Raw genomic sequence first — 14,330 nt, 5'->3', positions numbered from 1 at the left:
CGGGGCTGTCCGGGAGGGGCGCCCCGCCGGCAATCGGGACGATCGAGGACGGCAGCCGCCCCCATCGTCGGGGGCGTGGGAGGGATTTGTGCGCCAAGCGGCGAAGTTTCTGGGAGAGATCCTCACCTGGGTGGTGATCGGCCTGATGGTGGTGCTGACGACGGTCGTCATCGTCGCGGTGATCTATCGCAAGGCGGGGGCGTCGCTCTCCTGGTATGACGAGGTGGCTTCGGTCCTGCTCGCCTGGATCACCTATTACGGCGCGGCACTCGCCGCCCTGAAACGCGGCCATATCGGCTTCGACGACGTGCTCCTGTCGCTGCCGATCCCGGCCCGCAAGGTCGCGGTGATCGTCGCCGAGTTCCTCGTGCTGTTCTTTTTCGCCCTACTCGCCTGGGCGGGCTACACGGTGCTGACGATCCTTCAGGGCGAGACCCTCGTCAGCCTCACCTGGGTGCCGGTCTCGCTGACCCAGTCGGTCATTCCGATCGGCGCCGTCCTGTTCATCGTCTGCGAGCTTCTCAGCCTGCCGGACTACTGGCGGCTGGTGATGTCCGGCCATTCGACGGAGCACGCGGTGATGGCGCATGACGCGACGCCCGAACGACCTTCCTCGAACGGAGGGCAGGGCTGATGCTGCTCGCGATCTTCCTCGCCCTCGTCGCGATGGTTTGCATCAACGTGCCGATCGCCGTGGCGCTCGCCCTCTCGGCGGTGCTCGCCATCGCGATCACCGACGGCACCGGCGCGCTCGTCACCATCGCGCTCGACATGTATGCCGGGGCCAAGAGCTTCTCGCTGATCGCCATCCCGATGTTCGTCTTCGCCGGCGCGATCATGAACGCCACCGGCATCACCAGGCGGCTCATCGCCTTCGTCTCGGCGATCGTCGGCTTCGTTCGCGGCGGCCTGTCGATGGTCAATATCGGCGTCTCGCTGTTTTTCGCCGAGATCTCCGGCTCGGCCGTCGCCGACGTCGCGGCGATCGGCTCGATCCTCATTCCGGAAATGAAGAAGCGCGGCTATCCGGCGCCGTTCGCCGCGGCGGTGACCTCCTCGGCGGCCTCGCTGGCGATCATCATCCCGCCATCGATCCCGATGATCCTCTACGGCGTCGCTTCCGGCGCGTCGATCGAGCAGCTCTTCGTCGCCGGCGTCGTGCCGGGCCTGATCGGCGCCGCCGGACTGATGGGCACCGCCTACTACTTCGCCCGGCGCTACGATTTTCCGACCGAGGCCGCCTTCAATCTGGCGCGGCTGCGCAAGAGTTTCGTCGAGGCGCTGCCCTGCTTCGCCCTGCCGGTGATCATCCTCGGCGGCATCTTCGGCGGCGTCGTCACCGCGACGGAGGGTGCGGGCCTTGCCGTCGTCGCGGCGATCCTCGTCGGCCTCTGGTATCGCGAGATCGACTGGAAGCAGCTGAAGGAAGCGACCCTCGAAGGCGGCATCCAGACCGCCGTGGTGATGCTGCTGGTGGCAGCCTCGATCCTGATGGGCTCCTACCTGACGACGGCGCGGGTGCCGCAGGCGCTTGCCTCGGCGATCCTGGACCTGACGACCAATCAGTACCTGATCCTTCTGATCCTCAACATCTTCTTCCTGGTGATCGGCTTCTTCCTGCATTCCTCGGCGGCGATCATCCTCGTCGTCCCGATCATCGTGCCGCTGATCAATCAGGCCGGCATCGACCCGGTGCATTTCGGCCTGGTGGTGACGCTCAACCTTGCCATCGGCCAGCAAACCCCGCCGGTGGCCTCGGTGCTGATCACCGCCTGTTCGATCGCCAAGGCGAACATATGGGAGGTGTCGAAGTGGAACCTGCCCTTCGTCGGCGTGCTTCTCTTCGTGCTGATGCTCTGCACCTATGTGCCGGCAATCCCGATGTTCCTCGTCGACTTCTTCTACAGGTGATGCGATGTCCGAGACGGAACTTCTCTACGAGGCGAGGGACGGCGTCGGCTGGATCACCCTCAACCGGCCGCAGGCACGCAACGCCCTGACCTTCGCGATGTACGACCGGCTGGCCGGGATCTGCCGGGAGCCGGGCGACGTCAGATGCCTCGTCGTCACCGGCGCCGGCGAGAAGGCCTTTGCGGCGGGTACCGACATGACCCAGTTCCGCGGCTTTTCGACGGATCAGGACGCGCTCGACTACGAACACCGGATCGACACCGTCCTCAGTGCGGTCGAGGCATGCCCGATCCCCACCATCGCGGCGATTTCCGGCGCCTGCACCGGCGGCGGGGCCGGTATCGCGGCGGCCTGCGACATCCGCATCGCCACCGCCGATCTGCGCTTCGGCTTCCCGATCGCCCGCACCCTCGGCAACTGCCTGTCGATCGCCAATCTCTCGCGGCTTTCCGCCCTGATGGGGGCGGGGCGGGTCAAGGACGTCATCTTCACCGCCCGGCTGGTCGGGGCCGAGGAGGCGAAGGCGGTCGGGCTGATCTCCGATATCGTCGCCGATCATCCGGCGCTGATCGCCCGGGCGGCAGAGCTCGCGACGACGCTGACCGGCCACGCGCCGATCACCCTTCGCACCACCAAGGAGGCGCTGCGGCGCCTGCGCACCGAGGGCGCCTCGGCCAGCGACCGCGACCTCGTGCTCGCCGCCTATATGAGCGAGGACTTCAAGGAGGGGCTCGAGGCCTTTCTCGGCAAGCGCAAGCCTCAGTGGAGCGGCAGGTGATGGCGGAGAGCTTCGGACCGCTCGCCGGCATGAAGGTCGTCGAGCTCGCCCACATCATGGCCGGCCCGGTCTGCGGCATGATGCTCGCCGACATGGGGGCCGACGTCGTCAAGGTGGAAAAGCCCGAGGGCGACGATACCCGCCGCTTCCTGCCGCCGGACATTAAGGGCGAATCCGCCGCCTTCATGATGATGAACCGCAATAAGCGCGGCATCGTCATCGACCTCAAGAGCGAGGATGGCAAGGCGGCGCTGAGGCGCATGCTGGAGAGCGCCGACGTCGTCATCGAGAACTACCGCATGGGGACGATGGAGAAGCTCGGCCTCGGCTATGAGGAGCTGAAGAAGGTCAATCCGGGCCTCATCTATTGCGAGATCTCCGGCTTCGGCCGCACCGGCCCCTATGCCTCGCGCGGCGGCTTCGACCTGATCGCCCAGGGCATGAGCGGGCTGATGTCAATCACCGGCGAGGGGCCAGGGCGCCCGCCGGTGAAATCCGGCGCGCCGGTCTCCGACATCACCGCCGGCATTCTCGGCGCCCTCGGCTGCGTCGCCGCCTATACACGGAAGCTGAAGACCGGCGAGGGGCAGAAGGTCGACACCTCGCTCTTCGAGGCCGGGATCACCCATACCTACTGGCAATCGGCGATCGCCTTTGCGACGGGCAATTCGCCGGAGCCGCTCGGCTCGGCCCATCCCCTCAACGCGCCCTACCAGGCGTTTCGCACCAGCGACGGCTGGATCAATCTCGGTGCCGCGAACCAGAAGAACTGGGAGCGGATGCTGACGGTGATCGGTGCCGAGGAGCTCAAGGACGACGAACGCTTCCTGACCAATCACGGCCGGATGATCAATCTGCCGGCGCTCGAGGCGATCCTCAACGAGTACTTCGTCAAGGACACCTCCGAGGCCTGGCTCGCCCGCCTCGAGGCGGCCGGCGTTCCCGCCGGGCCGGTGCTGAGTATCCGCGAGATGCATGCCGACCCGCAGGCGCTCGCCCGCGAGATGATCGTCGAGACGACGCATCCGGTGGCGGGTGAGGTGAAGGCGATCGGCCTGCCGATCAAGTTTTCCGAGACACCCGGAAAGGTCGGGCGGCACGCGCCGCTGCTCGGCGAGCACAGCCGCGAGATCCTTTCCGAGAGCGGCTATTCGGAGGAGGAGATCGGCCGCATGGTCGAAAGCGGAGCGGTTCGCGCTGCGTCTCCCCGATCCGGTCCGTGACGCGGACGGACCTCTTCGACGATCTCGACGGGCTCGGCGGCGACGGCCTCAAGGCGGAACTCGCCGCGAGGGTCGCCCGCCATGCCCGCGGGCTGCGGGAGGAGCGCCTGATCCTTTATGCCGGCGCGAACATCCTGACCGCCGACATCGCCGCCGCCTTCGATCCGGCCCTCAGCCTGATGCCGGCGATGGGGCCGCCCGAGGATAAGGAGCAGCCTGGCAGCGATTTCGTCGCTTCGCTGGAGGCGCTCGCTTCGCGGCTGGCCTGCAAGGTCTTCAAGGCAGGCTGGGCCGACTGCCGGCTGCCGAGCTGCACCATCGCCAATCTCGCCGCCTTCGCCTGTTTCGCCGCGCGGGGCGATCTCGTCCTCGCCCCCGCCGCCGCCGACGGCGGCCATCTCAGCCAGCGACGGGGCGGCACGCCGACCGTGCTCGGGCTGGCGGTCGAGGATCTGCCCTTCGATACGGGTTGCCAGCGGCTCGACAGCGAGGCGGCAGCGAGGGACATCCGGCGGCTACGGCCGGCCCTCGTCGTTCTCGGCCGGAGCGTCATCCTCGGCCCGGACGATCTCGAACCGGTGGTCTCGGCCTGCCGGGACGTCGGCGCCCTGTCGCTCTACGATGCCTCGCATGTCGCGGGCCTCATCGCCGGCGGCGTCTTTGCGAATCCGTTCGAGGCCGGCGTCGACCTGATGACGACCTCGACCTACAAGACCCTCGCCGGCCCGACCGGGGCGATCGTCCTCGGCCGCGACGAAAGCCACGGCGCGCGCTTTGCCGATTTCCTCGATATGGCGCTGCTCGCCAATCAGAACGCCGCGCGGCTCGGCCCGCTCTGCGGCGTCCTCGCCGAATTTGCCGAGACCGGCGCCTATGCGGCTTTGACGGTCGACCTCGCCGACCGGCTGAAGCGCAACTTCGTCGCTGCCGGGCTGCCGGTGCTGCTGCCGGACGAACCCGCCAGGACCCATCAGGTCGTGGTTCCCGTCGGCGACCTCGATATGACCAGACGGATCATGGCCGAGCTGGAAGCTGCTGACATCCTCGTCGGGCGCTGCCCGGTGCCGGGAGCACCCCGCCAGCACGGGCTGCGCTTCGGCAGCCAGCTTGTCGCCCGGCAACGCTTCGAAGATCCGGACCGGACATTCACCGCGAGCACCTCCAGTTGCCCGGGCGAGGCCCAGGCCCTGACGCGAAGTCTCGTCGCGGCGATCGGGACGTTTCTCGACACGCTCTGAACGCTTGCCGAAGGGCGGCATCAGCGTTTCGGGGGCGTGCCGGCCGTTCGGCCCGCTCTCCGCAGGCCGTTCCGTTCCCGTCAGACCGTTCAGATGAGACGACCCAGCCTGCCGAATATCGAGCCTGACCCGGATGCCCCACCGTCCGGGGAAAATATAAACTGCGCTCCGGCTCGGGCCGTCGATCAGGCCATTGACACGGTCGTCGAATTTCGGAAAGATACAGGTACAGACAGGTTTGATGGACAGGTCCAGACAGTGGCAAGATCCGAGGATTCTTCTGCGATAGCGGCCGGCAAGCCGGAAAAGATCGTCCGGATTCTCGAACGGGAGATCCGCTCAGGCCAGCTCGCCCATGGCGATCAGCTGCAGAGCGAGAACCAGCTGGTGCGGCGCTTTTCGGTCAGCCGCTCGACCGTCCGCAAGAGCCTCAGCGAACTGTCCAGGCGCGGCCTCATCAAGACCAGCGTCGGCATCGGTTCCTTCGTGACCTTCGACGGCAATGTCGTCGCCGACGAGGCGGGCTGGACCAAGGCGCTGGAAAAGGCCGGCGCCAACGCCGTCACCCGGACGCTGCGGCTCGAGATCGTCGAGGACGCGGCGCTGGCCGAAAAGCTCGGCCTCGACGGCAGCGAATTCATCGCCCTCGACCGCGCCCGCACCGACGCCCGCGACGGCCATGCGATCTCGATCGAGCATTCGCGGATCCCGATGATGCCGGAGATCGAGAACCTTCCGGTCAAGGGGCTGCGGGACGGCTCGCTTCACGCGACCTTGCGCGAGGCCGGGCTCTTTCCGGACCATGGCGAGGAGTGGATCGACGTCGTCGCGCTCGCCGCCGAAGAGGCCGAGATCATGCGCTGCGAGCCGGGGACGATGTTCCTGCGCACCCGCCGTGTCATTCGCACGCAGGAGGGGCGTGTGATGGAACACATCACCAGCCTGCTCAACCCGTCCCATTTCGCATTGCATCGAGAGTTCTAGAACATGGCCGCAACTGAAGACCGGCAATTCGATCGCGCCATGGGGGCGCTTGTCGGCGGGGCGCTCGGCGACGCGCTCGGCATGCCGACGCAGCTTCTGTCCGCCGACGAGATCCGCCGCGGCTACGGCCATGTCGATCGTTTCGTGACGCCGACCGACGACCATCCGGTCTCGCGTGGCCTGCCCGCCGGGATGATCACCGACGACACCGAGCAGACGCTGCTTCTCGCCGAGCAGCTGCTGGCAAGCCCCGAGCGCTTCGATCACGCGGCCTGGGTCGAGCGGCTGCTTGCCTGGGAGATCGATGTCAAGGCGCGGGGCAGCTACGACCTCCTCGGCCCCTCGACCAAGCGGGCGATCGATCTGATCCGCTCCGGCACGCCGGCCCAGGAGGCCGGCCGCGAGGGAACGACCAACGGCGCGGCGATGCGCATCGCGCCGGTCGCCATCGCGACGCCGGTCGATCCGCTCGAGCGGCTCGTCGCGCGCATCGAGGAGACCTGCGCGGCCACCCATGCGACGACGATCGCGATTTCCTCGGCGGCCGCCGTCGCCGCCGCGATCAGCGCGGCGATCGACGGTCACGCCTGGAACGACGCCGCCGAGCGCGGCATCGAGGCGGCCCGCGCCGCCCGCCATGTCGGCGCCTGGTCGGCGGGGCCGGACATCGCCGCCCGGATCGAATGGGCGAGGGGGCTCGTCTCGGGGGCCAACGAGCAGGAGGCGATCTCGGCGATCGTCGATCTCGTCGGCACCTCCGTCGCCTCGCAGGAATCGATCCCGGCAGCCTTCGCCGTGGTCGCCGCCGCCAATGGCGATCCCTGGCGCGCGGCGGTGATCTCCGCCAATCTCGGCGGCGACACCGATACGATCGGCGCGATTGCCGGAGCGATGGCCGGCGCCGCGACCGGCCAGTCGGAGCTTCCCGCCGACAGGATCGCCGAACTGCGCGGCTTCGACCTCGGGCACGCCGGCGACCTCGCGAAAGGCCTGCTCGCCCTGCGAAACGCTGCCGCCCCGACGACGGAAGCGGCCTGACCATGGCGCGGCTCGTCCATCTCGGCGGAGCGGTGATGGACTATGTCTATCGCGTCCCCGCGCTGCCGGAGCGGGCGGCCGAACTGATGGCCGCCAGCTTTGCGCGGCTGCCGGGCGGCGCCGTCAACATGATGGTCGCGGCGCGGCGCACCGGCCTTGCGACCGCCTGCGGCGGCCATCTCGGTACCGGGCCGGACGGCGACGCGCTGCGGGCGTTTCTGAGTGCCGAGAGCATCGAAGTGCTGCTGCCGCCCCTCGCCGACATCGACAGCGGCAACTGCACCGTTCTCGTCACGCCGGACGCCGAGCGCTCCTTCATCTCTTGGCCTGGCGCCGAGGCTAGGGCGGACGGTTTCGCCGGCCTTGCGGACAGGCTCTCGGCCGGCGACTGGCTCGCCGTCAGCGGCTATGTCCTCTCCTATCCGGCTTGCCGCGAGGCGATCCTGGCGCTGGTCGAGACGCTCGATCCCGATGTCCGCGTGATCTTCGACCCGGCGCCGGTGATCGCCGACGTTCCGGCCGAGGCCCTCGAACGCATCCTCGCCCGGACGCACTGGATGAGCGCCAATATGCGCGAGATCGCCATCATCTCCGGCGCAGCCGACCTCGATGCCGCCGCCGGCATTCTCGCGCGCCGCATGCCGGTCGCCGAGGGCATCGTTCTGCGCGACGGCGAGAAGGGCGCGCATCTTCTCGCCCGCGGGGCTGCACCCGTCGCGGTGCCGGGCTTCACGGTGGATGCGATCGACACCAATGGAGCCGGCGACACCCATCTCGGCGCCTTCGTCGGAGCGCTCGCCCGCGGCCTCTCGCCGGTCGAGGCGGTTCGCTACGCCAATGCCGCCTCCGCCGTCTCGGTCACGCGGGCCGGCGGCGCCTCGGGGCCTTCACACGAAGAGATCATTCGCTTCCTGTCCCATCGGGACCAAGGCCGGCAGAGAACCGGCGCGACGAAAACGGCTCATTGAACCGGCAGCACGGCCGAAAGGAAAACGCGATGAACAAGACCACGGCAATTCTTGCGGGCCTCGGCCTGCTTCTGACCGCCAGCTCCGCCATGGCGAAGGACCTCCACGTCCTCAACTGGAAGGGCTACGGCGCCGACGAGCCCTTCGCCACGAAGGCCTTCGAGGAGATGACGGGCGACAAGGTCGTCAACGACTTCTTCAATTCCGAACAGGAAATGCTGACCAAGCTGAGGACCAATCCCGGCCTCTACGACGTCGTGATGATCAACGCCGCCTTCATGCAACAGGCGCTGGGCGAGAAGCTCGTCCAGCCGATCGACACCGCGACGATCCAGAACTACGGCGATCTCGACGAGGCGCAGGCCCAGTCGAAGATGCTGAATGTCGACGGCAAGACCTACGGCGTGCCCTGGACCTGGGGCCTGACGACCATCGCCGTCAACGACAAGGCCTTCGACACCGCGCCGACATCGATCAAGGAGATGTGGAAGGAAGACCACAAGGGCCGCGTGACGATCCGCGACGACGCCGTCGAGGCGATCCAGCTGGGGGCGCTCGCCACCGGGCAGAGCATCAACGACGTCAAGGACATGGACGCGGTCAAGCAGTCGCTTTCCGAGCTCCTGCCGAACATCCGCACCTTCTGGTCGTCGGAGAACGACTGGAACCAGATGGTCGCCTCCAACCAGATCGACCTCGGCACCTACTGGTCCGGCTCGGCCGGCCGGGCGAAGACCAAGTTCAACCTGCCGGTCTCGCTCGCAGTGCCCGAGGAAGGGGCCGTCGGCTGGCTCGACAGCTTCGCCATTCCGGTCGGCTCGACCAATGTCGAGGGCGCCGAGAAGTTCATCAACTACATGATCTCGCCGGAGTTCTACAAGGAGTGGGACGAAACGGTCGGCGCTCCGGTCTCGGCCAGCAAGCGCGCCGTCGCCGCACTCCCCGAGGACAGCTTCAACCGCAAGGTCATGGGCGCGCCGGAAGTCGCCGAGCGGGTCCAGTTCCAGGAGCCGATCACCGACCAGCAGCGCGAGGACTATCTCAAGGTCTGGCAGAGCCTGAAGGTCGGCGCGAACTGAGGCGGCTTCGCCCCGGCCGCAGGCGGACCGAAAGAGCGGCCGGGGCGAACGACGAATGAGGCGGAAGCGGCGCTGCACCGGCCCGAACATCGGAATGGATGTTCGGGCGGCACGATGCGTCTGCTCAAAGAGGTGGAGCGGCCTTCGGGCGTCCCGTCGGACGCACGTCGCTCCGGGGCAGGGAACAGGATCATGGCAATGACCGGCAAGAGGCGAGACAGCGGCCTGGTGAAGGCGATGCCGCTTCTCCTGCCCGCCTATGCCTGGCTGACACTGGCGATCTTCCTGCCGCTGTCGGCCATGGTCTATTTCTCGCTGCTGACCTCGATGTCGCCAAGCGGCCAGTCGGCGACGCTGACGCTCGGCAACTACGCGACGTTCTTTTCCGACCCGCTCTATGCGACGCTGCTGGTGCGTTCGCTGGAACTCGGGCTGATCGTCACGCTGGTCTGCGTCCTGATCGGCTTTCCGGCGGCCTATGTGCTCGCCAAGATCTTCAAGGGCCGCGCCCGCGAGGCGATCTTTCTCCTGGTGATTCTGCCGTTCTGGAGCAACTCGCTGGTGCGGGTGTTCTCCTGGTCGATGGTGCTGCGCGAGGGCGGCATCCTCGATACGGCGCTGAATGCCATCCTGCCGTTCAAGGTCACCTTCGACCTGATGTATTCCTATCCGGCCGTCATCATCGGCCTCGTCCACTCCTATCTGCCCTATATGGTGCTGACCTGCTATCTCAGCCTGCAGGCGATCGACGACGCGCTGATCGAGGCTGCCCGCTCGCTCGGCGCCTCGCGCTTCACGACGCTGCGCCGGGTGATCGCGCCGCTGGCGCTGCCGGGCGTTCTCGCCGGCTCGGCGCTGATCTTCATCCCCGTCGTCGGCTCCTTCATGGAGCCGCGCATTCTCGGCGGGCACGGTGGCACGCTCTACGGCACGGTCATCGAGGACCAGTTCACCGCCGTCTACAACTGGCCGCTCGGCGCCGCTCTGTCCTTCATCCTCCTCGCCGTCGTGCTGGTGATCCTGCTCGTCTCGGCGCCGGTCCTGAGGAAAGCCGCATGATCCGCGCTCCCGCCTTCCTGTCGGGGCTCGGCCGTTTCTATATCGGCCTCGTCCTCGTCTTCCTCTATCTGCCGCTGGTCATCATGGCGGCGATGTCCTTCAACGTCTCGCCCTTCTACCAGCTGCCCTTCGAATGGACGACGGAATGGTACGTGGCGCTGTCGGACAATGACGGTCTGATCGCCGCGACGCTGAACTCGCTGGAGATCGCCGTGATGACCACCATCATCGCGACGATCCTCGGCACCGCCGCCTCGCTGGCGCTCTTCCGCTACGACTTTGCCGGCAAGCGGGTGCTGCAGGCGCTGCTCTTCCCGCCGATCGCCATTCCCTGGCTGATCTCAGGCACGGCGATGCTGATCTTCTTCTTCGGCACCGGCGTCGGCCGCGGGCTGCATGCGATCCTGCTCGGCCATGTCGCGCTGGCTTTGCCTTACGTGATCATCGTCGTCTCGGCGCGGCTGGCGACCTTTTCGAAGGACCTCGAGGACGCCGCCTATTCCCTCGGCGCCAGCGCCTGGCAGACGACGCGCAAGGTGACGCTGCCCTGCATCGCGCCGGGCATCGTCGCCGGCGGGCTGTTCGCCTTCGCCGTCTCCTTCGACCAGTTCGTCGTTTCCTATTTCCTGGCGACGCCCGGCCAGACGACCCTGCCGGTCGAGATCTATGCGGCGATCCGCAAGGGCTTCACACCCGAAATCAATGCCGTCTCGACGATCATCATCGTGTTCTCCATGAGCCTGATGTTCGTCGTATCCCGGTTTTTCCGCTTTGGAGGCGATCAGTAATGGCGCGCGTCGAAGTTCAGAACGTCAGCCTCACCTTCGGTGTCCACAAGGCCGTCGACGACGTGTCGATCGCCTTCGAGGACGGCGGCTTCTACGCCCTCCTCGGACCGTCGGGTTCCGGCAAGACGACGCTTCTGAGGATGATCGCCGGCTTCGAGTTTCCAGACACGGGCTCGATCCGCATCGACGGCGAGGCGGTGGAGAACGTCCCGGTCAACAAGCGCCGCATCGGCATGGTGTTCCAGAACTACGCCCTGTTCCCCAACATGAGTGTCGCCGACAACGTCGCCTTCGGCCTCGAGGTGCGCGGCGAGAAGGGCGAGACCCTCCGCCGCGAGGTCGCCGATGCGCTTGACCTCGTGCAACTCGGGGCCCTCGCCAAGCGCCGGCCGCACCAGCTTTCCGGCGGCCAGCGCCAGCGCGTCGCGCTGGCCAGGGCCATTGTGACCAAACCACGCGTGCTGCTTCTCGACGAGCCGCTCTCGGCCCTCGACAAGGCGCTGAGGACCGACATGCAGGTCGAACTCAAGCGCATCCAGCGCGAGGTCGGCGTCACCACCATCTTCGTCACCCACGATCAGGAAGAGGCGTTGTCGATCTCCGACCGGATCGGCATCCTGAAGGACGGCAGGATCGTCCAGGAAGGCGCCCCCGAAGAGATCTACGACCGGCCGGCCAGCGAATTCGCCGCAACCTTCCTCGGCGAGGCGAACATCCTCTCTGGGACAGCCGAGAACGGCAGGCTGCGACTGGACAACGGTCTCGCGATCGATCTGCCGCCGGAAGGTGGCACCGTCGCCGGCGATTTCCGCTGCGCGATCCGCCCCGAGCGCGTCCATCTCAGCGCCCTCCCGGACGCGGCGACGGCTGGGGGCCAGCTGCAGGGCGTCGTCAAGCGCCGGAGCTTCTCCGGCAGCCTCAGCACCTATGTGGTCGACTGCGGGGGCAAGGAGATCAAGTCCGTCGTCCAGCGTGGCGGCGGCACCGCGATCGAGATCGGCAGGCCCGTCGAGCTCCGCTGGAACCGCGACGACCTCGTGATGCTCCCGGCTGCCTGACCGTCCTTCGAGGCAGCGCGTCCTCGACCCGACGTTTCCGCTATCCGGCGCCCGGCTGCGGCAAGTCAGTCCGGCTGCGGAGCCGGCGGACCCGCCGCCTGATCTCGTCGAGCAGGCTCACCGCCAGGAGCGACATCGGCTCGCCGCGGGGGGTGATCAGCCACGATGTCATGGTGAAGGCTTCGCGCAGGGGCCGGAACACCAGCCGGCTGTCCTCCTTGCCGGCATTGGTGATCGACAGCACAATGGCGACGCCCGCTCCTGCGGAGACCATGGCGCAGACGGCATCCGCCATGTGCACCTCGGCAATGGCGTTCATCCGCGCGCCGGCCCGCTGGAAGGCGGCCTCGGTCAGCGGATAGGACAGATCGTCACGACCAAGCGCGATGAAGCGCTCGCCGTCGAGATCGGCGATGCTGACGACCTCCTTCGCCGCAAGGGGATGCCGGGCGGGAAGGGCAGCGACGAAATCGAGCTCCTCGAACCTTTCGGCATTCAGCGACGGCGCCGTCGAGGGCCGCAGGCTGATGCCGAAATCGGCCTTTCCGGTCACCATCGAATCCTCGATGCTGCGCGAGGTGCGGCTGAACAGCTGGACGAAGACACCCGGCGCGCGGTCGAGCAGCGCCGCCGCCGCCTGCGGCGCGACATGCATGCTCAGCCCCGGGAAGGTGACGGTCGAGACCTCGCCACGTTCGACATTGCGGATCGACTCGGCAAGCTTGCCGACGCGGATCATTCCCGCCTCGAGCTTCTCGGTCTCGGCGAAGAGCTGGCGGGCCTCGCTGGTCGGTTTAACCCGGCCCTGGCCGCGCTCGAACAGCCTCAGCCCGCAGGACTCCTCGAAGCCCTTGAGCAGCTTGGTCACCGCCGGCTGACTGACATGCAGCCGCTCCGCCGCCTCGGTGACCGAGCCGGCCTTCATCACGGCGTTGAAGGCGGACAACTGACGGATGTTGAGCGGTGCCATTGCTCCCGACCGGATAACTCATTGGAATGAGTCCATCCTTTAATTTCATTTGCATGGAATGTGAAACGCCTAAAAGGTGACCCTGCTCAAAAACTGGTATCGGCAGGGATCTTCATGAAGAAACACATCCTCATGCTCGCCGCGGCGGGCTCGCTCCTGGCGGCTGTCAGCGCCCAGGCGCAGACCAAGACGCTGACCGTCGGCGGCTACGGCGGGTCCTTCGAGACGCTGATGAAGGAACTCATCATTCCCGAATTCGAGAAGGCCCACGACGTCAAGATCCAGTTCGTCGCCGGCAACTCGACCGAGAACCTCGCCCGGCTGCAGGCCCAGAAGGGCAACCAGGAACTCGACGTCGTCATCCTCGACGACGGCCCGATGTACCAGGCCGACGCGCTGGGCTTCTGCGCGCCGCTCGCCAAGGACGTCGCCTCCGACGATATCTACGACCTTGCCAAGATCGGCCCGGATTCGATCGGCGTCGGCTTCGTCGCCACCGGCTTCACCTACAATGCCGACTGGTTCAAGGAGAAGGGCTGGGAGCCGCCGTCGAGCTGGAAGGATCTGGAAGATCCGAAATACGAGCAGATCCTCTCCATCCCGCCGATCTCCAACACCTATGGCCTGCATGCCCTGGTGATGATGGCCCGTCTCAATGGTGGCGGCGAGAAGGACATCGACCCCGGCTTCACCGCCATGGCCGACGACGTCGCGCCCAATGTCCTCGTCTTCGAGCCGTCCTCGGGCAAGATGTCGGAGCTCTTTCAGTCGAAGGAGATCGCCCTGTCGATCTGGGGCTCGGGCCGCACCAAGTCCCTCGCCGACACCGGCTTCCCGGCGAAGTTCGCCTATCCGAAGGAAGGCGCCGTCGCGCTGATGCTCGCCGCCTGCCCGGTGGTCGAGAGCGACGCGCCCGAGGCGGCGCAGGAGTTCATCAAATATCTCCTCGACCCGGAGATCCAGGTGAAGCTCGGCGATGCCATGGGGTCCGGCCCGGTCAACAAGAAGACCAAGCTGCCGCCGGAACTCGCCGAGACGCTGCCCTACGGCCCGGAGAAGATCTCCAAGCTGGTCAAGGTCGACTGGGACACGATCAACCAGAACCGCCAGGAATGGACCCAGCGCTGGGCCCGCGAGGTCGAGCGCTGAGCGCGACCTCTTAGCTGAGCATCAACGGGGGCGGGCTCCGGCCCGCTCCGATCCCGCGGCGAATGCGCGACGGAACGAACGAACCCC

14 protein-coding genes are annotated in these 14,330 nt (G+C 67.0%); 13 read left to right on the top strand and 1 reads right to left on the bottom strand.

What is annotated here, in order from left to right; translation table 11 throughout:
• The first annotated feature begins 88 nt into the window (after nucleotides 1-88).
• The 12 genes from E3C22_RS12310 (at nucleotide 89) to E3C22_RS12255 (ending at nucleotide 12,124) form a co-directional block, all read left to right on the top strand.
• Entirely contained in the window at nucleotides 89-634 is a 546-nt protein-coding gene (locus tag E3C22_RS12310) for a TRAP transporter small permease (RefSeq protein WP_206026946.1), read from the top strand.
• The gene (locus E3C22_RS12305) at nucleotides 634-1,911 is read left to right on the top strand and encodes a TRAP transporter large permease (RefSeq protein ID WP_425364973.1); all 1,278 of its coding nucleotides are present in this window, start codon (nucleotides 634-636) and stop codon (nucleotides 1,909-1,911) included. Before E3C22_RS12310 ends, E3C22_RS12305 begins: the two co-directional genes overlap by 1 nt.
• A gap of 4 nt (nucleotides 1,912-1,915) precedes the next feature.
• Nucleotides 1,916-2,689 (top strand): enoyl-CoA hydratase/isomerase family protein, encoded by a 774-nt coding sequence (locus tag E3C22_RS12300; RefSeq protein ID WP_134762311.1) that lies wholly within the window; start codon nucleotides 1,916-1,918, stop codon nucleotides 2,687-2,689.
• Nucleotides 2,689-3,912: a CaiB/BaiF CoA transferase family protein gene (locus tag E3C22_RS12295; RefSeq protein WP_134762310.1), complete on the top strand. Its 1,224-nt coding sequence runs from the start codon at nucleotides 2,689-2,691 to the stop codon at nucleotides 3,910-3,912. Before E3C22_RS12300 ends, E3C22_RS12295 begins: the two co-directional genes overlap by 1 nt.
• Nucleotides 3,909-5,150 (top strand): glycine hydroxymethyltransferase, encoded by a 1,242-nt coding sequence (locus tag E3C22_RS12290; protein ID WP_167591749.1) that lies wholly within the window; start codon nucleotides 3,909-3,911, stop codon nucleotides 5,148-5,150. Before E3C22_RS12295 ends, E3C22_RS12290 begins: the two co-directional genes overlap by 4 nt.
• Nucleotides 5,151-5,408: 258 nt before the next feature.
• Nucleotides 5,409-6,134, top strand: a complete 726-nt coding sequence (locus tag E3C22_RS12285; RefSeq protein ID WP_245514956.1) for a GntR family transcriptional regulator — start codon at nucleotides 5,409-5,411, stop codon at nucleotides 6,132-6,134.
• A gap of 3 nt (nucleotides 6,135-6,137) precedes the next feature.
• The gene (locus E3C22_RS12280) at nucleotides 6,138-7,172 is read left to right on the top strand and encodes an ADP-ribosylglycohydrolase family protein (RefSeq protein WP_134762307.1); all 1,035 of its coding nucleotides are present in this window, start codon (nucleotides 6,138-6,140) and stop codon (nucleotides 7,170-7,172) included.
• A gap of 2 nt (nucleotides 7,173-7,174) precedes the next feature.
• Nucleotides 7,175-8,140: a PfkB family carbohydrate kinase gene (locus tag E3C22_RS12275; protein WP_134762306.1), complete on the top strand. Its 966-nt coding sequence runs from the start codon at nucleotides 7,175-7,177 to the stop codon at nucleotides 8,138-8,140.
• Between the two features lie 29 nt (nucleotides 8,141-8,169).
• Nucleotides 8,170-9,219, top strand: coding sequence for an ABC transporter substrate-binding protein (locus tag E3C22_RS12270; protein ID WP_134762305.1), 1,050 nt, complete (start codon nucleotides 8,170-8,172; stop codon nucleotides 9,217-9,219).
• 198 nt (nucleotides 9,220-9,417) lie between these two features.
• Nucleotides 9,418-10,278: an ABC transporter permease gene (locus E3C22_RS12265; RefSeq protein ID WP_425364972.1), complete on the top strand. Its 861-nt coding sequence runs from the start codon at nucleotides 9,418-9,420 to the stop codon at nucleotides 10,276-10,278.
• Complete coding sequence (locus E3C22_RS12260; protein ID WP_134762303.1) at nucleotides 10,275-11,066, top strand: ABC transporter permease; 792 nt, start codon at nucleotides 10,275-10,277, stop codon at nucleotides 11,064-11,066. Before E3C22_RS12265 ends, E3C22_RS12260 begins: the two co-directional genes overlap by 4 nt.
• Nucleotides 11,066-12,124 carry an ABC transporter ATP-binding protein gene (locus tag E3C22_RS12255; protein WP_134762302.1) on the top strand — a complete coding sequence of 353 codons (1,059 nt, stop codon included), beginning with the start codon at nucleotides 11,066-11,068 and terminating at the stop codon, nucleotides 12,122-12,124. Before E3C22_RS12260 ends, E3C22_RS12255 begins: the two co-directional genes overlap by 1 nt.
• A gap of 40 nt (nucleotides 12,125-12,164) precedes the next feature.
• Here E3C22_RS12255 and E3C22_RS12250 read toward each other — a convergent pair whose 3' ends face one another.
• On the bottom strand, nucleotides 12,165-13,094 hold the full coding sequence (locus tag E3C22_RS12250) for a LysR substrate-binding domain-containing protein (RefSeq protein ID WP_134762301.1): 930 nt from the start codon (nucleotides 13,092-13,094) through the stop codon (nucleotides 12,165-12,167).
• Between the two features lie 114 nt (nucleotides 13,095-13,208).
• On the opposite strand from E3C22_RS12250, the gene E3C22_RS12245 reads away from it, so the two are divergent.
• Nucleotides 13,209-14,243 carry an ABC transporter substrate-binding protein gene (locus tag E3C22_RS12245; RefSeq protein WP_134762300.1) on the top strand — a complete coding sequence of 345 codons (1,035 nt, stop codon included), beginning with the start codon at nucleotides 13,209-13,211 and terminating at the stop codon, nucleotides 14,241-14,243.
• Nucleotides 14,244-14,330 lie beyond the last annotated feature (87 nt).

This window comes from Jiella endophytica (assembly GCF_004519335.1).
GTDB classification, from domain to species: Bacteria; Pseudomonadota; Alphaproteobacteria; order Rhizobiales; family Rhizobiaceae; genus Jiella; species Jiella endophytica.
Note: the sequence above shows the minus strand (reverse complement) of the source record. Positions and strands in the feature narration are given on the sequence as shown.